We start from the raw sequence: 24,036 nt of genomic DNA on the forward strand, positions 1-24,036 counted from the left end.
CGAATGGCCTCTCTCCCCAATGGCCATAGGCCCCCGCCATCCTTGCTGGTATGATGCGCGGCTTTTTTCCACCCCACACAAAACCACGGCACCCGGTACGGTCTGTGCTTTGCTGTTGGGGTCGATACATTCACGGCGCGAGGGCGCCCGGGGAGCAGGCATGCTGGAAAGGCTGTTTCAACTAAAAGCACACAACACCAACGTGCGCACCGAGATTCTCGCGGGCGTCACCACCTTCCTGGCCATGGCCTACATCCTGTTCGTCAACCCGAGCATCCTCGGCGAGACCGGCATGGACAAGGGCGCGCTCTTCGTCGCCACCTGCCTGGCCGCGGCCATCGGCTCGGTGACCATGGGCATCATCGCCAACTACCCGATCGCCCTGGCGCCGGGCATGGGCCTGAACGCCTTCTTCACCTACACCGTGGTCCTGCACATGGGCCACACCTGGCAGGTGGCGCTGGGCGCGGTGTTCCTTTCCGCAGTGCTGTTCTTCCTGCTGTCGATCTTCCGCATCCGCGAATGGATCGTGAACAGCATCCCGCTGCCGCTGCGCTCGGCCATTGCTGCCGGCATCGGCCTGTTCCTGGCGCTGATCGCCCTGCATAACGCCGGCATCGTCGTCGATAACCCGGCCACCCTGGTGGGCCTGGGCGACCTCAGCAAACCCGCGCCGATCCTCGCCACCCTGGGCTTCTTCCTGATCGTCGCCCTCGAGTCGCTGAAGGTTCGCGGCGCCGTGCTGATCGGTATCCTGGCGGTGACCGTGGCCGCGATCGCGCTGGGCGTCACGCCGTTCGGCGGGGTGGTCTCGATGCCGCCATCGCTGGCCCCGACCTTCCTGCAACTGGACATCGCCGGCGCCCTCGACGTGGGCCTGATCAGCGTGATCTTCGCCTTCCTGTTCGTCGACCTGTTCGACAACTCCGGCACCCTGATCGGCGTGGCCAAGCGCGCCGGCCTGATGGGTAAGGACGGCCACATGCCGAAGATGGGCCGCGCCCTGATCGCCGACAGCACCGCCGCCATGGCCGGTTCGCTGCTGGGCACCTCCACCACCACCAGCTACATCGAGTCGGCGGCGGGCGTGAGTGCCGGCGGGCGCACGGGCCTGACCGCCATCGTGGTCGCCATCCTGTTCCTGCTGGCGCTGTTCTTCGCCCCGCTGGCCGGCAGCGTGCCGGCCTTCGCCACCGCCCCGGCGCTGCTGTTCGTCGCCGTGCTGATGGCTTCGGGCCTGGCCGAGATCAACTGGGACGACGTCACCGAAGCCGCGCCAGTGGTGGTGACCGCCCTGGCCATGCCGCTGACCTACTCGATCGCCAACGGCATTGCCTTCGGCTTCATCGCCTGGACCGCCATCAAGCTGATCTCCGGCCGTCGCCATGACCTGAACCCGGCGCTGGTGATCCTGTCCATCCTGTTCGTCATCAAGCTGGGTTGGTTCCCCGCATGAGTGCTGCCTACGATCCCGCGCAATACGACGCGCAACTGGCGGCCAAGGCCGCCCGCCTGCGCGACCTGCTGGCCCCGTTCGACGCGCCGGAGCCGGCCGTGTTCGACTCGCCGCGCGGGCACTACCGCCTGCGTGCCGAGTTCCGCCTGTGGCGCGAAGGCGGCCAGCGCCACTATGCGATGTTCGCCCCAGGCGAGAAGCACAAGGCCATCCTGATCGACGACTTCCCGATCGCCAGCGAGCGCATCAATGCGTTGATGCCGCGCCTGAAAGCCGCCTGGCAGGCCAATGAAGACCTCGACAACCGGCTGTTCCAGGTGGAGTTCCTCACCACCCTGGCCGGTGATGCGATGATCACCCTGTGCTACCACCGCCCGCTGGACGAGGCCTGGGAGGCCGCCGCGCAGCAGTTGGCCGCCGACCTCGGTGTCAGCGTGGTCGGCCGCTCGAAAGGCAAGCGCGTGGTGATCGGCCGCGACTACGCGGTAGAGAAGCTCGACATCGCCGGGCGCACCTTCAGCTATCGCCAGCCCGAAGGCGCCTTCACCCAGCCCAACGGCGCGGTGAACCAGAAGATGCTCGGCTGGGCCTTCGAGGCCATGGGCGAGCGCCAGGACGACCTGCTCGAGCTGTATTGCGGCAACGGCAACTTCACCTTGCCGCTGGCCACCCGCGCCCGCCAGGTGCTGGCCACCGAGATCAGCAAGACTTCGGTCAACGCCGCCCTGCACAACCTCGACGAGAACGGCGTGGACAACGTGCGCCTGGTGCGCCTGTCGGCCGAAGAGCTGACCCAGGCCCTGAACGAGGTCCGCCCGTTCCGCCGGCTGGAAGGCATCGACCTGAAGAGCTACGACTTCGGCACGGTGTTCGTCGACCCGCCGCGCGCCGGCATGGACCCGGACACCTGCGAGCTGACCCGTCGCTTCGAGCGCATCCTGTACATCTCCTGCAACCCGGAAACCCTGGCGCAGAACATCGCCCAGCTGCACGATACCCACCGTATCGAACGCTGCGCGCTGTTCGACCAGTTCCCCTACACCCACCACATGGAAAGCGGGGTGCTGCTGGTTCGGCGCTGACCCGCGACGACGCGGGGCCGCCAGGGCCCCGCCGTTCGCTGCAAGGAGTGATGTGCCATTGGACCAGTTGAGCGCCATGCAGACCTTCCGCCGGGTCGTCGACCTCGGCAGCTTCAGCGCCGCCGCCCACCAGGCGGGCGTTTCCCACACCGTGCTGTCGCGCCAGGTGAAGCACCTCGAACGCCATCTCGGCACGCAACTGCTCAACCGCACCACCCGTCGCCTGCAAGTGACCGAAGCCGGGGCGCTGTTCTATCGCCACTGCACACGGATTCTCGAGCAGATGCAGGCCATGAACCTTGAACTGTCCGAGCATCAACAACAGCCCAGCGGCACGCTGCGCCTGGGTGTGGCCACTGCCTTTGGCGAGCTGGAACTCGGACACTGGCTACCCGACTTCGTCGGACGTCACGAGCGATTGCAGGTCGAACTGCATTGCAGCGACCGCTTCATCGACCTGCTGGAAGAAGACATCGATGTCTGCCTGAGGGTCACCGACCACCTGCCCGACTCCAGCCTGGTGGCCCGCAGGCTGGCAGACAGCGAGGTGGTGCTGGTGGCCGCTCCCGGCTACCTGGAGCGCCACGGCACGCCGACCACGCCCGACGCCCTGGCGGCCCACCCGCTGCTCGGCTACAGCCGCTTGCCGCATCCACAGCGCCTGCAACTGACCGGCCCCGCCGGCGAGCGCCGTGAGTTGCTGATGCCCCAGCGCCTTAGCGCCAACTCACCGATGGCCCTGCGCGCGGCAGCGATCGGCGGGTTGGGGATCGCCAGCTTCGACCGCTTCATCGCCCACGATGCCTTGCGCGACGGGCGCCTGGTACCGGTGCTGGCGGCCTGGTCGCTGCCCTCACGCACCCTGTACGCGGTCTACCCGCAAAGCCGCTATGTGGCGCCCAAGGTACGCGCACTGCTCGACTACGTGCAGGCGTACTACGCAGAGCCGAGATGGCAAAATTGATTTGTGCTTAAATCGCACAAGACATGGCACCCTGACGAAGTATTTGTGCGCAACTTGATTGTTTAACCTTCGCCCATTGTCACTTGGCGAAGGAGCCTCCCCATGAAAGTACTGCACACGATGTTCGCCGGCCTCACCCTGGCCACTATTACCGCCACCGCCAGCGCCGCAGGCGACACCCTGAGTTCGGTCCCTGACAGCGCCGCGCTGAAATGGCAGCAGGTGCCCGGCACTCAAGGCGCGGTGAGCTACGCCAATGTCGAAGGCGACCTGTTCGGCAAGGGGCCGTACTCGGCCTACGTGAAGTTCCGCAAAGGCACCGACAATGGCCTGCACACCCACAGCCAGAACCTGCCGACCGTGGTGTTGAGCGGAACCTTCTACGCGGTGATCGATGGCAAGCGGGTGGAGTACCCGGCAGGCGCCTACTACAAACTGCCCGCCAACCTCGTGCATGAAAGTGGCTGCACCGCGGCGGCCGATTGCCTGCTGTTCCAGTACCAGGCTGGTGCCTTCGATCTGAACCCGGTCAAAGGCTGAGCCTGGGCAACGTGCTCACTCGCTGACCTGGAACTCCACCCGCGCCGTCTCGCCGCTTTCATCCAAAGCACTCAACTCGATGCGCCCGGCCTGCTCGAAACTTACCTGCAGGCTGTCCTGCCCTTGGGTCTCGCCCAAGGGCTGGCCATTGAGGAACCACCAGCGCCGCCCCGCCCCACCCAATGCCGACACCCGCACCTGCAGTGGCTCATGGCTGGTGGCCGGGCGACGCAGGCTGTCGCCGGCCCGCACCCCGACGATCGACAGCGGTGGCGCGCTGGCCGCCATCTGCGGTGGGCAAACGGGATCGACAGCCGGCAGCCGAGCTGCCCGGCGTTCGGCGCTGGGCAACCACGGCTCGAGCGGGGCCGGCCACAGCGCGACATCCTGGGCCTTGGCACCGGGACAGGAGGCATCGACACGCAAGCCACGCTCGTTGAGCCACACCGTTTCGCGCAAACCCAGCCCCAGCGGCTGATCGGCAGCCTGCAAGGTCGGTGGCGTGGTGGCGTCGAGGGTCCAGGCGAAACGTTGCCGACGGCAGTTCGGGTCCTGACGGTTCATCGGCTGGCCCAGCGGCCAGCAGATCGCCGCCACACCGACCGAATCGGGCACCTGCTCGACCGGCACTTCGATACCGCGTTGGCTGTCGCGGTTGCTCAGCAGGTCATGCACCTGCAGCATCAATGGCGCCGCCGAGGCCAGGCCGAACTGGCCCGGCACCGGGGTGCCGTCGGGGCGGCCGATCCACACGCCGATCAGGTAGCGCGGGCCGACGCCCACCGACCAGGCATCGCGAAAGCCGTAGCTGGTGCCGGTCTTCCAGGCCAATTGTGGACGCTGCACCAGCTCGGCGTGGGGGTCTCGGTCTGGCCGCGCCAGGCCGCTGAGAATGCGCCGGGTGATCCAGGCCGACCCCGGCGACAGCAAGCGGCGCTCCATCAGCGGGTCCTGAGGTTGCAGGCGTACCTGCGCGCTCAACCCTCCACGAGCCAGCGCGGCATAGCCACCGACCAGGTCCTCCAGCCGGCTGCCTGCGCCACCAAGAATCAGCGACAGGTTCGGCTCGGCCAGCGGCGGCAGCACCAGCGGCATCCCGCCCATGCGCATCTGCGCGGCGAAGCGTTTCGGGCCGTAGGCCTCGAGCAGTTGCACTGCCGGCAGATTGAGCGACAGCGCCAGCGCCGAGCTGGCCGACACCGGGCCGCTGAAACCCATGGAGAAGTTGCCGGGGCGGTAGTCGCCGTAGCGTCGTGGCACATCCTGCAACAGCGATTCGGAATGGATCAGGCCGTCATCCATGGCCATGGCGTAGAGGAACGGCTTGAGGGTCGAGCCGGGCGAACGCAGGGCGTGGATCATGTCCACGTGACCGAAGCGGCGCTCATCGTTCAAGTCGATGGAGCCGAGATACGCGCGCACGGCCATGCTCTGGGTCTCGACCACCAGCAATGCCGCCGAAGTGCGCTCGGGCAGGCGGGCGCGCCAGCCCAGCAGCAGGTCTTCGAGGCGCCGCTGCAAGGCTGCGTCCAGGGTGGTGTGGATCAGTGGCGGGCTGTTCGGGGTATTCAGGCGCCGGGCCAGCAGCGGCGCCAGCGCCGGCTCCTGGCGTGGCGCCAGCAACAGCGGCTCCTCACGCGCCTCGTCGATGCGCTGGGCTGGCCACACCTGGTACTCGGCCAGGCGCTGCAGCACCTTGTCCCGGGCGCGTTGGGCGCGTTCAGGGTGGCGGTCCGGACGCAGCCGGCTCGGCGCCTGGGGTAGCACGGCGAGTAATGCGGCTTCGGCCGGAGTGAGGTGTTTCGGCGACTTGCCCAGGTATGCCCAACTGGCCGCTGCCACGCCCTGCAAGGTGCCGCCGAACGGCGCCCGATTGAGGTACAGCTGCAAGATCTCGTCCTTGGACAGGTGCCACTCCAGCTGCGCCGTGCGCCACAGCTGGCGCAGCTTGCCGGGCAAGGTGCGGTCGTGCGGGTCGAGCAGGCGCGCCACCTGCATCGACAAGGTGCTGCCGCCGGACACCACCCGCCCGCCACGAAAATTGAGCCAGGCGGCCCGGGCCAGGGCCATGGGGTTCACCCCGGGGTGGCGATAGAACCAACGGTCCTCGTAGGCGAGCAGGGCTTCAAGGTACAACGGCGAGACTTCCTGCGGGCTGACCGGATAGCGCCACACGCCGTCGGCATCGGCGAAGCGCCACAACGGCGTGCCGTCCTCGGCCAGCACCACCCGCGCCAGGTCGTCGCCCGGCATGGGCAATGGCCAGATCCGGTCGGCCAGCCACAGCAGGGCCATGCCCAGCAGCACGCCGACGGCGACACGCCGCAGCAGCCTGGTCAGGCGCGGGCGCGCTAAGCTTGGCATCGGGAACCGACCGGGCCAGGTGATGGCCAAAGGCTGGGAATCGCCGATTCGTTGATCAGGAAGCGACTATGCATGTAGAAGGTTTTTTCGAATGGCTGGGCCAGGCACTGGGTTCGGTGATCCGGTTCATCGTCGATGGCTTGAGCGGGTTGTTCAACCTGCTGGCCAACGCCGGTGGCAATTTCATCGATGGCCTGGCGCGCACGCTGGGGATGGACACCTCGCTGGTGAGCATCCTGGCGCTTATCGTCGGCCTGATGTTGCTGTACTCGGCGGTCCGCGCATTCATGCGCGCATCGATCATCCTCGGGATCATCTGGGCGTTGCTGGGGTTGTGGGTGTTGAGCTGGGTGGTGCATTGAAAGCAGCTGCAAGCTTGGAGCTACAAGCCACAAGTTGAAAGCAGCCTGCATCGACTGCTTTCTCTTGTAGCTTGCAGCTCACAGCTTGAGGGTCAGCGAGCTCTTACAATCATCTCACCCTGGCTATCACCAATCGCCTGCAGGTTGGGCCGGTACATCGACTCCACCTGCGGTGGCGGAATGCGGTAGCTGCCCGGTGTCACCGCACGGGCCAGGTACAGCAGGTGGGTGGTGCCGTAGCTGTCGAGCTTGAGCGCGGCCACGTAGCGGTCGTCACGGTACTCCTGGTGCACCACGCTGGCGTTCTGCATCGACTCGCGCCACTGCTTCACCGCGCTGCTGGCGTTGTCCAGGCTGGCGGCGCTCTGCGCCAGGTTCTGGTTCTCCAGCTCCAGGCCTGCCGGCAGCAGGTCCACCACCAGGGCGTCGGGCACCTGGTCCTGGGCCTTGAGCGCCAGGTGCACCAGCACCAGGTCACCGCTGCGCAGGTTGCGCACATCCAGCGTCTGGCCATTCATGCCCAGGTACTCGCGGCGGATTTCCATGCCATTGCCGCTGGCGGCCGGAGCCTGGCGCGGGTAGCCGGACAGGGTCAGCTGCTGGTACAGGGTGTCGCCACCCTGGTTCTGCACGGTCAATGGCGAGGCCAGCAGCGGGCCCTCGAGCTTCATGCCCGAGTCATTGTTGTCGAACTCGCGGATCTCTCCGGCGCTGTCCAGGCGGGCCTTCCAGTTGCCTTCCGGCTTGCCCAGCAGGCCCCGACCGGCAAGGAACAGCGCATTGCGCTCCTGGGTGGACAGCCAACGGTTGGCGGCCAGCTCGTCGGACAGGCCGAACAGGCGCTGGTCGACCTGATTGGCGGCCAGGTTGTTCTCCTGCAACAGGGACAGGATCAACGCCTGGTCACGCAACGCACTGCCGTAGTCGGCCAGCCAGCCTTTGCCACGGGTGACCGCCAGGCCCGCCTGCAGCGCCTGCTGCGAACGCTGCTTGTCGCCCATCTTGTCCAGCGCCACGGCCAGTTGCACCAGCGGCAAACCGGAGCGGGCGTCGGCGCGACGCTCGAACAGGCTGCGCAAGGCGCCCAGCGGCGCCTGTTGGCTGCGCGCCAGCACCAGGCCGGCGTAGGCCTGCACGGCGAAGCGGGTGTGGTCGGCGTTCTGGCTGTAGTCGACTTCGATCAGGTTGCGCTCCTGCACATAGCGCAGCAGGCGCTCGCTGGCCTTCTTCAGCGCCTCGGCCGGTACGCCGTAGCCTTGCTCGCGGGCGCGCAGCAGGAAGTCGGTGACGTAGGCGGTCAGCCAGTATTCCTCCTCGCTGTCCGAGCTCCACAGGCCGAAGCTGCCGTTGTAGCGCTGCATGCCCAGCAGGTGCTCGATGCCCATCTCGATCTTGCGCTTGCGCACATCGGCCGGTTCTCCCTTGATGCCCAAGCGCTTGAGGCTGTCGGCATCGGCGTACAGCGACGGGTACAGGCCACTGGTGGTCTGCTCCAGGCAGCCGTAGGGGTAGGCTTCCAGGGCGCGGATCTGCTCGGCAAGGTTCAGCGGTGGGCGGCTCGACAACGCCAGGCTGGCCTCCAGGCCCGCCGGCTCGAACTCGGCCAGGTCGCTGTCGGGCAAGCTCCAGGGCTGGTCCTTGAGGGCCACGCGGTAGTGCTTGAGCATCGCCGGGTAGGCCGGGCGAATACCCAGGGTCCATTCACGCTCGAAGGTACTGGCCGGCTCACCCGGCAGCTGCAGGCCGTTGACCTGCACGCGGACCTTGCCCTGGCCCAGGCCACCCTGGGCCTGCACCGGGATCATCAGGGTGGTGCGCTGGCCTTCGGCGAGGCTGAAGTTCTGCTGCGCGCCACCGACCAGGCTCAGTTGGCCTTCGCTGGACACCTGCACGCTCAGTTGCTGGTCACGGCCGGACAGGTTGGCCAGGTCCAGCGCCAGGCGGGTCTGGTCGCCACCGGCGAGGAAGCGCGGCGCGGACAGCTCGGCAATCAGCGGCGCGGCGACCACGGTCTTGCCTTCGGCCATGCCGAAGTGTTCCTCGGTCCAGGCCTGGGCCATCAGGCGCAGCTCACCGTTGAAATCGGGAATATCGACGCTGGCCTGGCCCTCGCCTTTTTCATCGAGGGTGACCGGCAGGCTCTGCTGGGCAACGATGGTCACCGTGGTGTTCGGGCGCTTGCCGCCCTTGGCCATGGCGGCGTCACCGCCGAAGGCCAGGCTGGCCAGGCGGCCCTGGCCGGCTTCGATCAACTGGCCATAGATGTCCAGCTGGTCGGCGCCGTAGGCCTTGCGGCCGAACAGGCTGGCGAACGGATCGGGGGTCTTGAAGTCGGTGATGTTGAGGATGCCCACGTCCACCGCCGACAACAATACATGCACCTGCTTGGGCACGCTGCCATCGGCGTTGACCGCCTTGACCTTGACGGTCAGCGGTTGCTTGGGCCGCATTTTCTCCGGTGCCTGCAGCGACACGGCCAGCTTGCGCTCGGCGCGATCCAGCGGCAGGTGCAGCACGCCCACGGCGCGTTTCGGCGTGGCGTTGGCCTTGCGCTCACCTGGGCGGATCACCAGGGCGCTGATGTACAGGTCGTGGCGTGCCCACTTCTTGTCCAGTTCGACATCGAAGGTCTTGCCCTCGGCCGGCACCTCGATTTCCTGCCACCACAGCGGGCCGTCGGCGGACTCGATCATCAGGTAGCCGCTGCCGGCGGCCGGCGGGGTGACGGTGACCTTGGCGGTGCCGCCTTCCTTGTAGGCTGGCTTGTCCAGGGCGATCTTCACCTGGTCGGGGCGCACGGCGCCGCCCTCGGCGTTGTCCTGGGCGCGGTAGCCGGCCCAGAAGCGGGCGCTGGAGACCAGGCCGGTCTGCGGGTCTTCCACCTCGACGCGGTACGGGCCCCACTCCACCTGGAAGTTCAGTTTGGCGGTGGAACCTGCCTTCACGCTGACGGTTTCTTCAGCCTGGGTGAGGAACTTCTCGTTGTAGTTGTAGCTCCAGCCATCACTCTGCGAGTAGTTCCAGTAGTAGTCGCGGCGCTCGCGGATCAGCCGTACCTTCAGGTTGTCGGCAGCCAGTTTCTTGCCGTCGCGGTCAGCCACCAGAAACTCGAACTCCACCGGGCCGTCGCCGTCGGTTTCTTCGCCGTCGAACAGGCCGCGCAGGCCCGGCAGGCGCTCGGCTGGCCAGATCGGCTGCTCCAGGCGCCGGGTGATCGGCCGACCACCGGACTCCTGCAGGCTGGCCTGCACGGTCAGTTGCAGCGGCGAGCGGGCTTCAGCCCAGCGACTTTCGATGTCGATGCGGGCCTTGCCGTTCTGGTCGAGGGTGACTTCGTCCAGTTCCAGGTCCTGGTTCAGCTCGGTCTCGGTAACCGCGCCGAACTGGTAGCCCGGCAGCGCCTTCACCGCTTCACGTAGCGGGCGCACGTAGGCCTGGCCACTGAGGCGGTTGCCGGCGGCGGGCGCACCATAGAGGTAACGGCCATTGACCTGGATCGTGGCGGTCTGGTCCGGCGCCAGGGGCGCGGCACTGCCTTTGAGCTCCAGCGCCAGGCGCTCGGGGAGGAAATCCTCGACAAGGAATTCATAGACCTGCTTGCGCCCACCGCCCATGTCGAGCAGCAACTGCCAACGGCCGGTCGGCGCTTCGCTGGCCAGTTGCAGCTGGTACTGGAACAGGCCGTTCTGGTCGGCCTCCCAGACGAACTTGCGGCTGACCTGCTCATCGGGGCGGCGTACTTCCACGTTCACCGGCTGGGCCTTGACCGGCTTGCCGTCCTGGTCGCGCAGCAGGCCGTTGAGCAGCACGGTCTCGCCTGGGCGATAGAGGTCGCGCGGGCCGAAGATGAAGAACTGCAGCGGGTTGGCCTGGGGCCCGGTGATGTCGAACTCGGCCAGGTCCAGCGCCGCGGTGTTCAGACGCAGCAGGGTGGTGTGCACACCCTGGGTGGCGATCAGCGTATCGGCCTTGGCGGTGATCGGCAGCTGCGCATGGCCGTCGCCGTCGGTCTTGGCCTGGGCCAGCAGCTTGCCCTTGTCGTCGTGCAGTTCGAGGGTGACGTCCTTGAGCGCCTTGCCGCCCTCAAGGGCCTGGGCGAATACGTCCAGGCGATCGCGATAGCGGTGCGCCGAGACGCCGATGTCACTCAGGGTGAACAGGGTCGCCGGTTGCGAGTAGTCATAGGTGCCCGAGGCACGCATCACCGCCAGGTACACGCCTGGCTCCTGCAGCGGCTTGATCCCGGCGATCGGCAACAGCACGGTTTCGCGGGTATTGCGCGCCGGGTTGAGGTCGAAACGGCCGCTGTAGACCAGCTCGGCCATCTCCAGGGTTTCCTTGGACTGGTAGTAGTACAGGCTGCTGTTGCGCCCCCAGTTGACCAGGAAACTCGAGAGCATGTCCGGCTTGATGCGGAAGAACTCGACATCGACCTTGTCGACGTTCAGGGCAATCACCGGCAGGCCTTCGGCCAGGCGCGTTGGCAGCAGCGAACCGCGGCTGGCGAAGCCCACCGTGGCCTGCATGTCGCGGGTCTCGAAGCGGCTGACCGATTCGGCCTGCAGCTGGTTGCCGTTGACCGAGAGCAGGCCCTTGTCGATGGTCAGGACCATCTTGCGCTGCGGCTCCAGGTGGCGCAGGCGCAGTTCCATCTGGTTGTCGGAGAGTTCCCAGGCACCGTCGACCTTGCCCTTGACGGTGTCGACCAGGTGCAACTTGCCGGCGAAGTCCTGATTGGCGTCCAGCGGCGCGGAGACGCTGACCGACAGGGTGCTGGCGCCGTCGAGCTGCACTTCCGAGACGTCCAGCACGGTCAACTCGCGGCCGGCATAGCGCTTGGCGAGCACTGCCGGATCTTCGCGCTTGGCCGTCCGGGTTTCGACGGGCGCGACGGCAGCGGCGTCAGCGGCAGGCGCCGATGGCTTGTCCGGGGTGGAAGAATCACAGGCACTGAGCAGGGCCAGCGCGCAGGCCAGCAACAATCCTTTGTTGAGCATTTGAGAGAGAACTCTTCGGCAGCGTGTACGTGAGGGAGGCAACTATAGCGCAACGGCTCGAGGCTTTCCTGGCGATGCGCGGCAAGTGAGACCGTGTTCGCGCCAATAGGTTGCCGGGCCGGTACAATGAGCGCTTTTGATCTTGCAAGGGGCCGCTTCGCGTCCCATCGCCGGCAAGCCGGCTCCCACAGGGATCGAGGCCGCCTTGTGGGAGCCGGCTTGCCGGCGATGGGGCGCGAAGCGGTCCTGATATGAAGGATGTGCATGTCTTCACTGTCCACCGCCTGGCGCAACCGCCCCACTCATCACAAGGTCTGGGCCCTGGCCGCGCCGATGATCCTGTCCAACATCTCGGTGCCGCTGGTGGCGCTGGTCGACAGCACGGTGATCGGCCACCTGCCCCATGCCCATCAGTTGGGCGCGGTGGCCGTCGGTGCCACGCTGTTCACCTTCATGGTCGGTCTGCTGGGCTTTCTGCGCATGGGCTCCACCGGCTTCGCCGCCCAGGCCGCCGGCCGCGCCGACGGCGCCGCGCTGCGCCAGGTGCTGGTGCAGGGGCTGCTGCTGGCGTTGGCTTTCGCCGTGCTGATCGGCCTGCTGGCCCTGCCCTTCAGCCAGCTGGCACTGCAGGCGATGCAGCCCAGCGAGGCGCTGCATGCCTCGATCGAAGCCTTCTTCCACACCCGCCTGCTCGGCCTGCCGGCAGCACTGGCCAGCTATGCCCTGGTCGGCTGGTTCCTCGGCACCCAGAACGCCCGGGCGCCGCTGGCGATCCTGCTGACCACCAACCTGCTCAACATCGCCCTGAATCTGTGGTTCGTGCTTGGCCTGGACTGGGGGGTGGTCGGCTCGGCGCGGGCCTCGGTGATCGCCGAATGGAGCGCTGCCCTGCTCGGCCTGGCCCTCACCCGCCCGGCCTTGCGCGCCTACCCAGGGCAGGTCGCCTGGGCCGCGTTGAAACGCTGGCAGAGCTGGCGACCGCTGCTGGCGGTCAACCGCGACATCTTCCTGCGCAGCCTGGCCCTGCAACTGGTGTTCCTGCTGCTCACCGTGCAGGGTGCGCGCCTGGGCGAGGCAACGGTGGCGGCCAATGCCCTGCTGCTCAATGGGCTGATGCTCACCGCCTATGCCCTCGATGGCCTGGCCCATGCGGTCGAGGCCCTGTGCGGCCATGCCATCGGCGCCCGTGACCGCAGTGCCCTGAAGCAGGCACTGGTGGTAGCCTGCGGCTGGTCACTGATCGTCAGCCTGGTGTTCGCCGTGCTGTTTTTGCTCGGCGGGCACCTGTTCATCGACCTGCAGACCGACATCGCCAGTGTGCGCGAAGCCGCGTATCCCTATATGCCCTATCTGGCGGTGCTGCCATTGGTAGCGGTGTGGAGCTACCTGCTCGATGGCTTGTTCATCGGCGCGACGCGGGCACGCGAGATGCGCAATGCGATGCTGCTGTCGGTGGCGGTCGCACTGCCCCTGGCACTTGCCATGCGTGGGTTCGGCAACCATGGGCTGTGGTGGGCGTTCCTCGGCTTCATGGTGTTGCGGGCGGTGACGCTGGGGTGGCTGGGGTGGCGTTTGCAGCAGCGCGACCGCTGGATTCACTGAGAGCGGCGCCGCTTTGCAGCGCTGCGTCACGAAACCAGGCGAAAGCCCTCGCCTGCCCCCTTGCCTGCGCCCGGCCTGATTCCCCACAATCGCGGCCATGCCGCACCATGACAGGGAATTCGCCGTGCCATCCATCTACCAGCTCAAACCCCGCTTCCAGGCGCTGCTGCGCCCTTCGGTGCAACGCCTGTACGAGCGTGGCGTCACCGCCAACCAGGTCACCGTCGCCGCCGCGGCGGTCTCCATCGTCCTTGGACTGCTGCTCGCCTGGCAGCACCAGGTCACCTGGCTGTTCATCCTGATACCGCTGTGGATGCTGCTGCGCATGGCGCTGAACGCGGTCGACGGCATGCTCGCCCGCGAGTTCGGCCAGCAGTCCAGGCTCGGCGCCTACCTCAATGAACTGTGCGACGTGATCGCCGACACCGCGCTGTACCTGCCGTTCGCCCTGCTGCCCGGCGTTTCGCCGACACTGGTGGTGCTGGTGGTGGTGTTCGCCGTGATCAGCGAATACGCCGGGGTAATGGGCCCGCTGGCCGGCGCGTCACGCCGCTACGATGGGCCGATGGGCAAGAGCGACCGGGCCTTCGCCTTCGGCGTGCTGGGCACCGGCGTGGCATTCGGGCTGCTGGCCGCGAGCTGGATCAATGGCCTGTTGCTGGTGATCCTGCTGCTCTCGCTCTATACCCTGTACAACCGGGTTCGCCACGGCCTGGCCGAAACCCGCTGAGCCCCTCGCTGCCGGACAAGGATATTCGCCATGCGCCAAGCGCAATCGCTGCATTTCTGCACCCATGACGGCGTCGAGCTGCACTATCGCCACTGGCCCGCCACGCGCAACGAGCATCAACCACGCCGCGCCGTGGTGATGTTCCACCGTGGCCACGAGCACGGCGGGCGCATGGCCCACCTGGCCGACGAACTGAACATGCCCGGCTATGATTTCTTCGCCTGGGACGCCCGCGGCCATGGCCAATCGCCAGGAGCACGCGGCGACAGCCCAGGCTTCGCCACAAGCGTGCGCGACGTGCAGACCTTCATCGAGCACCTCCAGGCCCAGCATGGCATCGCCGAACCCGACATGGTGGTGCTGGCGCAAAGCGTCGGCGCGGTGCTGATCGCCACCTGGGCCCACGACTATGCGCCCAGGGTGCGCTGCCTGGTGCTCGCCTCGCCGGCGTTCAAGGTCAAGCTCTATGTGCCCTTCGCCCGCCCTGGGCTGAAGCTGATGAAGGCCCTGCGCGGCAACTTTTTCGTCAACAGCTACGTCAAGCCGCGCCTGTTGACCCATGACCCGGAGCGGGTCATGTCGTATGTCGCCGACCCGCTGATCAGCCGGCCCATTTCGGTCACCATGCTGCTGGGCCTGTATGACGCCGCCGACCGCGTGGTGGCCGACGCGCAGGCGATCCAGGTGCCGACGCAACTACTGATCTCCGGCGCGGACCTGGTGGTCGAGCGCAAGCCGCAGGAGCAGTTCTTCGATCGCCTGGGCAGCGCACGCAAGGAAAAGCACGTCCTGCCCGGCTTCTTCCATGACACCCTTGGCGAGCGCGACCGCGCCCACGCCCTGGCGCGGATCGAACGCTTCGTCGAGCACTGCTTCGACGCGCCGCCAGCGCGCCCTTCCTTGTTGGACGCCGACAGGAGCGGCGCCAGCTGCGCCGAGGCCGAGAGCCTGGCTGCGCCGTTGCCACGCCATTCGCCACGCGACCTCTACTGGCGCGCCACCCGCGCCGGCCTGCGGTTGGGCAAAGGCCTTTCCGAGGGGGTGAAACTGGGCTTCGACACCGGCTTCGACTCCGGCTCGACCCTCGACTACGTCTACCGCAATACGCCGACCGGCAAAGGCCGGTTGGGCGAGCTGGTCGACCGGAACTACCTGGACGCCATCGGCTGGCGCGGTATCCGCCAGCGCAAGCTGAACGTCGAGGAGCTGTTGCGCCTGGCCATCGCCCAGTTGCGCGAGCAGCAGCGCCCGGTCCATATCGTCGATATCGCCGCCGGCCATGGCCGCTATATCCTCGAGGCCTTGCAAGGCCTGCAGCAACTGCCCGACTCGATCCTGCTGCGCGACTACAGCGAGTTGAACGTGCAACAGGGCAACGCACTGATCAGCGAAAAAGGCCTCGGCGAGATCGCCCGCTTCGTCCAGGGTGATGCCTTTGATCGGCAAAGCCTGGCCAGCCTCACCCCACGCCCCACCCTCGCGGTGGTCTCGGGCCTCTACGAACTGTTCGCCAGCAACGAGCTGGTCGGCAATTCGCTGGCGGGCCTGGCCGATGCCGTCGAGGACGGCGGCTACCTGGTCTACACCGGCCAGCCCTGGCATCCGCAGCTGGAGATGATCGCCCGCGCCCTGACCAGCCACCGCGGCGGCCAGGCCTGGGTGATGCGCCGACGCAGCCAGGCAGAGATGGATCAGTTGGTCGAGGCCGCAGGGTTCCGCAAGATCACCCAGCGCATCGATGAATGGGGCATCTTCAGCGTCAGCCTGGCGCAGCGGGTGCGCTGATGGCCCGTGAAACCGGGCTGATCCGCCGCGGCGTGCTCTGGCTGTTGCTGCTCGGGCCGTTGTTTTTCCTCAGCTACGGCCTGGCCAACTCCTACACGGCCGGACGCGACGATATCGGCAGCCTGGTGTTCGCCTGGGAACGGCACATGCCGCTGTCGCCGTGGACGATCATTCCGTACTGGTCGATCGACCTGCTGTACGGGTTGTCGTTCCTGCTGCCGCGGACACGTCGCGAGATGGACCGACATGCCCTGGCATTGCTCACGGCACAGGTGATCTGCGTGGCCTGCTTCCTGCTCTGGCCGCTGCGCTTCACCTTCGAGCGCCCCGAGCTGTCAGGGCTGTTCGGCTGGCTGTTCGATGTGCTGATGGGCTTCGACAAGCCTTACAACCAGGCGCCTTCGCTGCATATCGCGCTGTTGATGATCATCTGGACGATGTTCGCCCGCCATACGCGGCATCCAGCCTGGCGCTGGCTGGTGCACGGCTGGATGGGGCTGATCGGGCTGTCGGTCCTGAGCACCTGGCAGCATCACTTCATCGATGTACCGACCGGAGCGTTGGCCGGGTTCGTCTGCCTGTGGCTGTGGCCGCAACAAGGGCCGCTGCCCTGGCAGCAGGCGCGCCTGGCACGCGATCCCAAACGCTGGCGGCTGGCGCTGCGTTATGGACTGGGTGCGCTGCTGCTGGCGGTGCTCGGCTTCAAGCTGGGACACACCGCCTTGTGGCTGCTCTGGCCTGCGGCTTCATTGCTGTTGGTAGCGTTGAATTATGCGCTGTTCGGGGCGCAAGGTTTCCAGAAAGGCAGCGATGGCCGGCTGTCGGTCGCGGCGACGGCATTGCTGGCGCCTTACCTGATTGGAGCCTGGATCAATTCAAGGCTGTGGACCTGGCGCCACCCGCAGGCGGATGAGGTGTGCGAGGGGGTGTACCTCGGGCGTGTGCCGGGCGCGGGTGACGCGGTGCAGTTCCAGGCGGTGATCGACCTCAGCGCGGAGCTGGCCTGCAGAGCCCTCATCGCGGGGCAAGCGCGCTCCCACGAGCAGACGCCACAGGCTTCGCAGTCCTACCTGAATCTGCCGTCACTAGACCTGGTCGCCCCTGACACGCAGACCTTGCAGCAAGCTGCCGAGGCTATCGAACACCTGCGCCGGCACGGCCCGGTACTGGTCTGCTGCGCACTCGGCTACTCGCGCAGCGCCAGCGCGGTCGCCGCCTGGCTGGTGGTCAGCGGTCGCTGCAAGGCAATCTCGCATGCCGAAACACTGATCCGCCAGGCGCGCCCCGGCGTGGTACTGCATCCAGCCCACCGCCAGGCCCTGCAGCCGCTGGAGACACGGCCATGAACCTGCTCGTCGTCGCCAGCCTGCTCGCCCGTGGTCGCCAACTGGAGCGCTGGTCGGACGGCATCACCTTGCTGGCCCTGGCCTGCAGCCTGGCGCCCATGCTGGGCGTGCCGTTGCCAGCGCTGCCCCGGGTGTTCTGCGCAGCGTTGCTGGCGCTTGGCCTGGTGCACAAGTACTGGGCCATACGCGTTGCCCTGGATGCCGAGCTGTTCGCCCGGCTCGCCAGCCGCGACGACCTGCCCGCCGATACCCAGGCCCTGGACCGTGCCCTGTTCGAACTGCGCCTGAAACCGACCGCCGACGATCCACGCGGCTGGCCTGCGCGCAGCGAGGCCGCCCTGGCCCTGCTGCGCCGTCAGGCCTTGTGCCTGGCCGCGCAGGTGCTGCTCGCCGTCACCCTCCCCTTCACCGGATAACCCCGATGCTCGCCAGCCTGACTGCCTTCGTCATCACCTCCGCCGCCCGCCTGATCACCGGTGCCCGCGCCCTGTGGCTGGGCTGCACGCCGCAACCGGTGCAGCGCCTGTACTTCGCCAACCACAGCAGCCACGGCGACTTCGTGCTGCTCTGGGCCGCGCTGCCCGAGCCGCTACGCCGCCGTACCCGGCCAGTGGCGGGCGCCGACTACTGGTGCAAACCGGGCATCCGCGACTTCCTGATCCGCCAGGTGTTCAACGGAGTGCTGATCGATCGCCAGCAGGCCAGCGAGGGCAACCCGCTGCAACCGGTGCTCGATGCCTTTGCCCAGGGTGACTCGCTGATCTTCTTCCCGGAAGGCACGCGCAACCTCACCGATGACCCGCTGCTGCCGTTCAAGAGCGGCCTGTTCCACCTGGCCTCGGCCAACCCGCAGGTGGAGCTGGTGCCGGTGTGGATCGCCAACCTCAACCGTGTCATGCCCAAGGGGCGCGCCCTGCCGCTGCCGCTGTTGTGCACCCTGAGTTTTGGCGAGCCGCTGCACCTGCAGCCGGACGAAGCCAAGCATGCCTTTCTCGAGCGGGCCCGCCAGGCCCTGCTGAACCTGGCCCCGAAGGAAGCCTGAGATGGATCACAACACCCTGTCGCTGTTCGCCGGTATCGGCGCCCTGCTGCTGCTCGCCAGCCTCGTCGGCCGCCTGCTGAAGTGGCGTGCCGGCCCCGCGCCACATGCGGTGATCGACAACCTCAACGCGCGCATCAATGCCTGGTGGGTGATGGTGCTGGTGATCGGCATCGCCTTCCTGTTCGGCAAGTACGGCGTCATCGTGCTGTTCTACGGCGTCTCGTTCTACGCCCTGCGCGAGTTCATGACCCTCACCCCGACCCGACGCAGCGACTACCCCGCCCTGGTGGCGGCGTTCTACGTGGCGTTGCCGGTGCAGTACCTGCTGATCGCCATGGACTGGTACGGCCTGTTCAGCATCTTCATCCCGGTGTACCTGTTCCTGCTGCTGCCGATCCTCGCCAGCTTCGGCGGCGACACCACGCGCTTCCTCGAGCGCGCTTCGAAGGTGCAGTGGGGCCTGATGATCGCGGTGTACTGCGTGTCCTCGGTGCCGGCGCTGATGACCCTGGACATCCCCGGCTACGAAGGCCGCAACCTGCTGCTGATCGCCTGGCTGATCCTGGTGGTGCAGATCAGCGACGTGCTGCAGTACGTCTGCGGCAAGCTGTTCGGCAAGCGCAAGGTGGCGCCCAACCTGTCGCCGTCGAAGACCGTCGAAGGCCTGGCCGGCGGCGTGGCCTTGGCTACCCTGGTCGGCGCGCTGCTGTGCTGGATCACCCCGTTCACCTTCTGGCAGGCGGCGCTGATGGCGCTGACGGTCAATGCCATGGGCTTCTTCGGCGGGCTGGTGATGTCGGCGATCAAGCGCGACCGTGGGGTGAAGGACTGGGGCCACATGATCGAAGGCCACGGCGGCATGCTCGACCGCATGGACTCGGTGTGCTTCGCCGCGCCGGTGTTCTTCCACTTCGTGCGTTACTGGTGGGCGTGAGGTACTGGGGTTTGGCGAAAGCCTTGCAGTGTCGGTGAGATCAAGCGCCGCCCGCGCGGCGCTCGGTCTCATAGGCGCTGCAAGGCATCCGGCAAACACCTGAGCATAGCGCGCTCTGACAGCTGGACGGCGAGCCCAGGCAACTGCCCGTACGTCGATGGCCCTATGGTGACGCGTCATCTCACCCGTTACCTGGAGCCACGCCATGTCCGATTTCATCACCGTCCTGCGCGAAACCTGCCCGACCCCGGTGGTCGACGCGACCAAGTGGAAGCGCATCGGCGGCGACCCGCACACCGTCAACCTCAACGCCTACCTGTCCGCCGACGGCAGCAAGATCATGGGCACCTGGATCTGCACGCCGGGCAAGTTCGAGGTCAACTACGAAAAGTGGGAGTACTGCCATTTCCTCGACGGCTATTGCATCGTCACCCCGGAAGGCGAGGAGCCGAAGCATCTGAAGGCGGGGGATGTGTTCGTGATCGAGCCAGGGATGAAAGGGACCTGGGAGGTGGTCGAGACGGTGCGCAAGTACTTCGTGTTTGCCTGATCGTTCGGCAAAAACGCACATCCTGTGGGAGCCGGCTTGCCGGCGATCACCGGCAAAGCCGGTGCCCAAAACCGCGCTGCCTGCATCGCTGGCAAGCCAGCTCCCACAGGGGCTTCATTGCCTGGAAGATCGCGGGCAAAAAAAATCGCGGAGCGCATGCCCCTCCCCCAAGGTGCGCAGTTACAAGGGGGAAGACCATGCGATCCGCGATCAAGTCCACTCGCGGGTCAATCCTTCTTGCGGTACCCCTCGACGATCGCCGAGAAATCCTTGCCACCCTCGCCGCGCAGGCTCATGGCCTGGTACAGCTGCTGGGCCACGGCCCCCAGGATCACCGGCTGGTGCGCCTGGCGCGCGGCCTCGGTGGCCAGCCCCAGGTCCTTGAGCATCAGTTCGGCGCCGAAGCCGCCGGTGTAACCCCGTGAAGCCGGGGCAGTCTCGATGATGCCTGGCCAAGGGTTGTAGGTGTCCGAACTCCAGCAACGTCCAGTCGAGCTGTTGATGATCCCGGCCAGCACCTTGGTGTCGATGCCCAACGCATTGCCCAGGGCCATGGCCTCGGACACGCCGATCATCGAGATGCCCAGCAGCAGGTTGTTGCAGATCTTGGCGATCTGCCCGGTGCCGACTTCGCCGCAATGCACGATATTGCGGCCCATCTGCTCCAGTACCGGCTTGAGCGTGGTGAACAGCTCGGCGCTGGCGCCGACCATGAAGGTCAGGGTGCCGGCCGCCGCGCCGCCGGTGCCGCCGGAGACCGGCGCATCACCCATGTCGATGCCCTTGGCCGCCGCGGCCTTGGAGACCTCACGGGCGGTCTGCGGATCGATGGTGCTGCAGTCCACAGTCGGAGTGCCGGGGCGAATGCCGGCCAGCACGCCGGTTTCTTCATCCAGGTACACGCCACGCACATGAGCGGCGGCCGGCAGCATGGTGATCACCAGGTCGCTGTTGGCGGCGGCGTCCTTGGGCGAGGTGCTGACCTGCCCGCCCAGCTCGGCGAGTTCGGCCAGCACGGTCTTGTTCAGGTCGAACAGGTTGAGCTGGTGCCCGGCCTTGATCAGGTTGCGGGCCATGGGCGCGCCCATGTTGCCCAGGCCGATGAATGCGATACGCATGACGAGCTCCTTAGCGCAGGCTGATGGTGGTGTTCACACCGTCATTGACGCTGTCATCGTCGAACCAGCGGGCGGTGACGGTCTTGGTCTGAGTGTAGAACTGCACCACCTGCTTGCCGTACGGGCCGAGATCGCCGAGCTTGGAACCGCGCGAACCTGTGAAGCTGAAGAACGGCACCGGTACCGGGATCGGAATGTTGATGCCGACCTGGCCGATGTCGATCTCGCTCTGGAACTTGCGCGCCGCCGCGCCGCTCTGGGTGAACAGGCCGGTGCCGTTGCCGAACGGGTTGGCATTGACCAGGGCGATGGCCTCGTCGAGGGTATCCACCTCCAAAGTCACCAGCACCGGGCCGAAGATTTCCTGGGTGTAGACCTGCATGTCGGTCTTCACCCCGGAGAACAGGGTCGGGCCGACGAAGTTGCCTTGCTCGTAGCCCGGCACCTTCACGTCGCGGCCGTCCAGTTCGAGCTTGGCGCCCTCCTTGATACCGCTTTCGATCAGGCCCAGCACACGCTCCTTGGCGCGCTTGGAGACCACTGGGCCGACATCGGTGCCCGGCTCGTTGCCGGCATTGACCTTGAGCTTGCTCGCCGCGTCCTTGATATCCGGCAGCCATTCGCGGGCCTTGCCCACCAGCACCGCCACCGAGGTGGCCATGCAGCGCTGGCCGGCCGCGCCGAAGGCAGCGCCGACCAGGGCGTTGATGGTCTGGGTGCGGTTGGCGTCGGGCAGCACCACGGCGTGGTTCTTGGCGCCCATCATCGACTGCACGCGCTTGCCGTGCTGGCTGCCCAGGTTGTAGACGTGGGTGCCGACTTCGGTGGAACCTACGAACGAGATCGCCTTGATGTCCGGGTGGGTGCAGATGCCATCGACCACTTGCTTGCCGCCATGCACCACGTTGAGCACGCCGGCCGGCACGCCAGCCTCCAGCGCCAGTTCGACCAGCATCATGGTCGACAGCGGATCCTGCTCGGACGGCTTGAGCACGAAGGTATTGCCGCAGACGATGGCCATCGGGAACATCCACAGCGGGATCATCGCCGGGAAGTTGAACGGGGTGATGCCGGCGCACACGCCGATCGGCTGGCGCAGGGTGTAGGTGTCGACGCCGCCGGCGACGTTCTCGGCGAACTCGCCCATCTGCAGGGTGCCGATGGAGGCGGCGTGCTCGACCACTTCCAGGCCGCGGAAGATATCGCCCTCGGCGTCGGCAATGGTCTTGCCCTGCTCGGCGCTGAGGGTCACGGCGATGCGCTTGCTGTGTTCGCGGATCAGCGCCTGCAGCTTGAGCATGATGCGCATGCGCGCACCGATGGGGGTGTCGCGCCAGGTCTTGAAGGCACGCTCGGCGGCGGCCACCGCGGCGTTCACTTCCTCGACGGTGGCGAACGGCACTCGCGCCAGCACTTGCTGGGTGGCCGGGTTGACGATGTCGCGCCACTCGGTGGTTTTCGACTCGACCCATTGGCCGTCGATCAGCAGCTTGACCTGCTCGACCTTGGTCTGGTCGGGCGTCTGGGGTGCGTTCATCTGCGCTCTCCTTGGAATTATTGTCGGAACGAAGACGCCTACGCCGGCATGGACACGGGGTGGCGTACAGGGGCTGAGATCGAGTATAGATGTGCAAACATCCAACAAGAATGCACAAAAAAACCGGATCATCATGCAAAAAGACCTCACCTCCCTGAGCGCGCTGAACTGGGACGACCTCAAGTTCTTTCTTGAGGTAGCGCGCACCCGCAAGGCCAGCAGTGCGGCCAAGCGCCTGGCCGTGGACTACACCACGGTGTCGCGGCGCATCGGTTCACTGGAAGGGGCGCTGGGCACTTTGCTGTTCGAGAAATCGCGGACCAACGGCTTCGTCCTCACCGCCGAGGGCCAACGTCTGCTGGGCTATGCCGAGTCGATCGAGAGCACCCTGCACATGGCTTGCGAGCAAGTCTCGGGCTCGGGCGTGGCATTGTCGGGGCATGTGCGCATGGGCTGCACCGAGGGCTTCGGCAGCTTCTTCGTCACCCCGCAGTTGAGCCACTTCGTCGATGCCTGGCCGGCGATCTCGGTGGACATCCTGCCGCTGCCGCACTTCATCAGCCTGTCCAAGCGCGAAGCCGATATCGTCATCGCCCTGGAGCGTCCGGAACACGGCCCTTACGTGTGCTGCAAGCTGTGCGACTATCGTCTGCGCCTGTATGCCACCCAGGACTACCTGGACAACCACGAGCCGATCCGCGAGATCGCCGACCTGGGGCGCCACCCGTTCATCAGCTACGTGGACGACCTGGCCTTCAGTTCGGAGCTGCTGTACCTGGCCAACCTGATCCCCAACGCCAACGCGCACCTGCGCAGCACCAGCGTGATCGCCCAGTACACGGCAGCGTTGCAGGGGCGTGGGCTGGCGATCCTGCCGTGCTTCCTGGCGGCGCAGGACCCACGGCTGGTGACGGTGCTGCCGGAGCAGATCGAGGTGACGCGGCAGTTCTGGATGTATTGCCGGGAGGACCTGCGCAAGTTGAAGCGGATTACCCTGCTGTGGGATTACATCCGTGAGGTGACCGAGGCCAATGCGCCGTTGTTGATGGGGGAGACGCGGGAGATGAAGTTCGCGCGGGATTGAGGGTAGGCATCATCGCGGGGCAAGCCCCGCGATGTCGGTATCACTCCGACCCCACCACGATCGACACGCGGCGGTTCTCCATGCGCCCTGCGGCAGTGCGGTTGTCCGCCACCGGCTGGCTGCTGCCCATGCCGCGGGTCTGGATGTTCTGCGGCTGCATGCCGATGCCGGCCAAGGCCTTGGCCACGCTCTGCGCGCGGCGCTCGGACAACTGCTGGTTGTAGGCGGCCTTACCCGAGGCGTCGGCGTGGCCGTCGATGCGCACGCGCTGGATATCCACCGACAGCAACGCCTTGCCGATGCGCTCGACGATCGACTCGCTCTGGCTGTTGAGGCTGTCCAGGTCGCTGCCGAACAGCACCTTGCCGGACAGGTCGAACGCCCAGCCGTCATCGGTCGGGGCGAAGCCCTCGCGTTTGAGGACGGCGACCTGCTCGGGTGTCAGCCCCTTGGGCGGCACGCTCTGGCAGCCGGTGAGGGCGAACAGCGCCAGCAGCAGGGTGAACAACGGGAAACGCAGTAGGGAAAAACGCTTGGTCACGG

19 protein-coding genes are annotated in these 24,036 nt (G+C 66.7%); 14 read left to right on the forward strand and 5 right to left on the reverse strand.

What is annotated here, in order from left to right:
* The first annotated feature begins 160 nt into the window (after nucleotides 1-160).
* The 4 genes from AAHK21_RS10260 to AAHK21_RS10275 all read left to right on the forward strand — a co-directional run bounded on the left by AAHK21_RS10260 (nucleotide 161) and on the right by AAHK21_RS10275 (nucleotide 4,042).
* Entirely contained in the window at nucleotides 161-1,456 is a 1,296-nt protein-coding gene (locus AAHK21_RS10260; RefSeq protein ID WP_038707321.1) for an NCS2 family permease, read from the forward strand.
* A complete protein-coding gene (gene trmA, locus AAHK21_RS10265; protein ID WP_046857216.1) occupies nucleotides 1,453-2,538 on the forward strand; it encodes a tRNA (uridine(54)-C5)-methyltransferase TrmA in 1,086 nt (361 codons plus the stop codon). The genes AAHK21_RS10260 and trmA overlap by 4 nt, the downstream gene beginning before the upstream one ends.
* A gap of 58 nt (nucleotides 2,539-2,596) precedes the next feature.
* A complete protein-coding gene (locus AAHK21_RS10270; protein ID WP_367857178.1) occupies nucleotides 2,597-3,502 on the forward strand; it encodes a LysR family transcriptional regulator in 906 nt (301 codons plus the stop codon).
* A 102-nt stretch (nucleotides 3,503-3,604) separates the two neighbouring features.
* Nucleotides 3,605-4,042 (forward strand): cupin domain-containing protein, encoded by a 438-nt coding sequence (locus AAHK21_RS10275; RefSeq protein WP_367857179.1) that lies wholly within the window; start codon nucleotides 3,605-3,607, stop codon nucleotides 4,040-4,042.
* 15 nt (nucleotides 4,043-4,057) lie between these two features.
* On the opposite strand, the gene pbpC is transcribed toward AAHK21_RS10275, so the two are convergent.
* Nucleotides 4,058-6,406: a peptidoglycan glycosyltransferase PbpC gene (pbpC, locus tag AAHK21_RS10280; protein ID WP_367857180.1), complete on the reverse strand. Its 2,349-nt coding sequence runs from the start codon at nucleotides 6,404-6,406 to the stop codon at nucleotides 4,058-4,060.
* Between the two features lie 68 nt (nucleotides 6,407-6,474).
* Here pbpC and AAHK21_RS10285 point away from each other — a divergent pair, with 68 nt between their 5' ends.
* Nucleotides 6,475-6,768 carry a hypothetical protein gene (locus AAHK21_RS10285; RefSeq protein ID WP_023631497.1) on the forward strand — a complete coding sequence of 98 codons (294 nt, stop codon included), beginning with the start codon at nucleotides 6,475-6,477 and terminating at the stop codon, nucleotides 6,766-6,768.
* A gap of 92 nt (nucleotides 6,769-6,860) precedes the next feature.
* Here AAHK21_RS10285 and AAHK21_RS10290 read toward each other — a convergent pair whose 3' ends face one another.
* A complete protein-coding gene (locus AAHK21_RS10290) occupies nucleotides 6,861-11,765 on the reverse strand; it encodes an alpha-2-macroglobulin (RefSeq protein ID WP_367857181.1) in 4,905 nt (1,634 codons plus the stop codon).
* A 264-nt stretch (nucleotides 11,766-12,029) separates the two neighbouring features.
* Between AAHK21_RS10290 and AAHK21_RS10295 the strand changes: the two genes are divergently transcribed.
* The 8 genes from AAHK21_RS10295 (at nucleotide 12,030) to AAHK21_RS10330 (ending at nucleotide 19,754) form a co-directional block, all read left to right on the forward strand.
* Nucleotides 12,030-13,367: an MATE family efflux transporter gene (locus tag AAHK21_RS10295; RefSeq protein ID WP_367857182.1), complete on the forward strand. Its 1,338-nt coding sequence runs from the start codon at nucleotides 12,030-12,032 to the stop codon at nucleotides 13,365-13,367.
* Between the two features lie 124 nt (nucleotides 13,368-13,491).
* Nucleotides 13,492-14,097, forward strand: coding sequence for a CDP-alcohol phosphatidyltransferase family protein (locus AAHK21_RS10300; RefSeq protein WP_367857183.1), 606 nt, complete (start codon nucleotides 13,492-13,494; stop codon nucleotides 14,095-14,097).
* Nucleotides 14,098-14,127: 30 nt separating this feature from the next.
* Nucleotides 14,128-15,882: a bifunctional alpha/beta hydrolase/class I SAM-dependent methyltransferase gene (locus AAHK21_RS10305; protein ID WP_367857184.1), complete on the forward strand. Its 1,755-nt coding sequence runs from the start codon at nucleotides 14,128-14,130 to the stop codon at nucleotides 15,880-15,882.
* Nucleotides 15,882-17,228: a phosphatase PAP2/dual specificity phosphatase family protein gene (locus tag AAHK21_RS10310; RefSeq protein WP_367857185.1), complete on the forward strand. Its 1,347-nt coding sequence runs from the start codon at nucleotides 15,882-15,884 to the stop codon at nucleotides 17,226-17,228. Before AAHK21_RS10305 ends, AAHK21_RS10310 begins: the two co-directional genes overlap by 1 nt.
* Complete coding sequence (locus tag AAHK21_RS10315; protein ID WP_367857186.1) at nucleotides 17,225-17,644, forward strand: hypothetical protein; 420 nt, start codon at nucleotides 17,225-17,227, stop codon at nucleotides 17,642-17,644. Before AAHK21_RS10310 ends, AAHK21_RS10315 begins: the two co-directional genes overlap by 4 nt.
* Nucleotides 17,645-17,649: 5 nt before the next feature.
* Nucleotides 17,650-18,270, forward strand: coding sequence for a 1-acyl-sn-glycerol-3-phosphate acyltransferase (locus tag AAHK21_RS10320; protein WP_046857224.1), 621 nt, complete (start codon nucleotides 17,650-17,652; stop codon nucleotides 18,268-18,270).
* A 1-nt stretch (nucleotide 18,271) separates the two neighbouring features.
* Nucleotides 18,272-19,204, forward strand: a complete 933-nt coding sequence (locus AAHK21_RS10325) for a phosphatidate cytidylyltransferase (RefSeq protein ID WP_023631694.1) — start codon at nucleotides 18,272-18,274, stop codon at nucleotides 19,202-19,204.
* Between the two features lie 205 nt (nucleotides 19,205-19,409).
* A complete protein-coding gene (locus AAHK21_RS10330) occupies nucleotides 19,410-19,754 on the forward strand; it encodes a cupin domain-containing protein (protein WP_023631693.1) in 345 nt (114 codons plus the stop codon).
* Nucleotides 19,755-19,981: 227 nt separating this feature from the next.
* Here the strand turns inward: AAHK21_RS10330 and mmsB are convergent, their stop codons facing one another.
* Together mmsB and AAHK21_RS10340 are read right to left on the reverse strand one after the other, a co-directional pair.
* Nucleotides 19,982-20,872, reverse strand: a complete 891-nt coding sequence (gene mmsB / locus AAHK21_RS10335; RefSeq protein WP_367857187.1) for a 3-hydroxyisobutyrate dehydrogenase — start codon at nucleotides 20,870-20,872, stop codon at nucleotides 19,982-19,984.
* A 10-nt stretch (nucleotides 20,873-20,882) separates the two neighbouring features.
* Nucleotides 20,883-22,409: a CoA-acylating methylmalonate-semialdehyde dehydrogenase gene (locus AAHK21_RS10340; RefSeq protein ID WP_038707313.1), complete on the reverse strand. Its 1,527-nt coding sequence runs from the start codon at nucleotides 22,407-22,409 to the stop codon at nucleotides 20,883-20,885.
* Between the two features lie 133 nt (nucleotides 22,410-22,542).
* On the opposite strand from AAHK21_RS10340, the gene AAHK21_RS10345 reads away from it, so the two are divergent.
* Nucleotides 22,543-23,493 (forward strand): LysR family transcriptional regulator, encoded by a 951-nt coding sequence (locus AAHK21_RS10345; RefSeq protein ID WP_217868278.1) that lies wholly within the window; start codon nucleotides 22,543-22,545, stop codon nucleotides 23,491-23,493.
* 40 nt (nucleotides 23,494-23,533) lie between these two features.
* Here AAHK21_RS10345 and AAHK21_RS10350 read toward each other — a convergent pair whose 3' ends face one another.
* The gene (locus tag AAHK21_RS10350) at nucleotides 23,534-24,034 is read right to left on the reverse strand and encodes an OmpA family protein (RefSeq protein ID WP_250888395.1); all 501 of its coding nucleotides are present in this window, start codon (nucleotides 24,032-24,034) and stop codon (nucleotides 23,534-23,536) included.
* Nucleotides 24,035-24,036 lie beyond the last annotated feature (2 nt).

Origin of the sequence: Pseudomonas sp. TE50-2, assembly GCF_040813665.1 — a bacterium.
Lineage (GTDB): Bacteria > Pseudomonadota > Gammaproteobacteria > Pseudomonadales > Pseudomonadaceae > Aquipseudomonas > Aquipseudomonas soli.

Excerpts from the sequence above, each read along its gene's own strand:
- AAHK21_RS10295 (WP_367857182.1), top strand. The coding sequence starts at position 12,030 with ATGTCTTCACTGTCCACCGCCTGGCGCAACCGCCCCACTCATCACAAG.
- AAHK21_RS10260 (WP_038707321.1), top strand. The coding sequence starts at position 161 with ATGCTGGAAAGGCTGTTTCAACTAAAAGCACACAACACCAACGTGCGC.
- AAHK21_RS10325 (WP_023631694.1), top strand. The coding sequence starts at position 18,272 with ATGGATCACAACACCCTGTCGCTGTTCGCCGGTATCGGCGCCCTGCTG.
- AAHK21_RS10315 (WP_367857186.1), top strand. The coding sequence starts at position 17,225 with ATGAACCTGCTCGTCGTCGCCAGCCTGCTCGCCCGTGGTCGCCAACTG.
- AAHK21_RS10345 (WP_217868278.1), top strand. The coding sequence starts at position 22,543 with ATGCAAAAAGACCTCACCTCCCTGAGCGCGCTGAACTGGGACGACCTC.
- AAHK21_RS10285 (WP_023631497.1), top strand. The coding sequence starts at position 6,475 with ATGCATGTAGAAGGTTTTTTCGAATGGCTGGGCCAGGCACTGGGTTCG.
- AAHK21_RS10330 (WP_023631693.1), top strand. The coding sequence starts at position 19,410 with ATGTCCGATTTCATCACCGTCCTGCGCGAAACCTGCCCGACCCCGGTG.
- AAHK21_RS10275 (WP_367857179.1), top strand. The coding sequence starts at position 3,605 with ATGAAAGTACTGCACACGATGTTCGCCGGCCTCACCCTGGCCACTATT.
- mmsB (WP_367857187.1), bottom strand. The coding sequence starts at position 20,872 with ATGCGTATCGCATTCATCGGCCTGGGCAACATGGGCGCGCCCATGGCC.
- AAHK21_RS10310 (WP_367857185.1), top strand. The coding sequence starts at position 15,882 with ATGGCCCGTGAAACCGGGCTGATCCGCCGCGGCGTGCTCTGGCTGTTG.
- AAHK21_RS10340 (WP_038707313.1), bottom strand. The coding sequence starts at position 22,409 with ATGAACGCACCCCAGACGCCCGACCAGACCAAGGTCGAGCAGGTCAAG.
- trmA (WP_046857216.1), top strand. The coding sequence starts at position 1,453 with ATGAGTGCTGCCTACGATCCCGCGCAATACGACGCGCAACTGGCGGCC.
- pbpC (WP_367857180.1), bottom strand. The coding sequence starts at position 6,406 with ATGCCAAGCTTAGCGCGCCCGCGCCTGACCAGGCTGCTGCGGCGTGTC.
- AAHK21_RS10290 (WP_367857181.1), bottom strand. The coding sequence starts at position 11,765 with ATGCTCAACAAAGGATTGTTGCTGGCCTGCGCGCTGGCCCTGCTCAGT.
- AAHK21_RS10305 (WP_367857184.1), top strand. The coding sequence starts at position 14,128 with ATGCGCCAAGCGCAATCGCTGCATTTCTGCACCCATGACGGCGTCGAG.
- AAHK21_RS10320 (WP_046857224.1), top strand. The coding sequence starts at position 17,650 with ATGCTCGCCAGCCTGACTGCCTTCGTCATCACCTCCGCCGCCCGCCTG.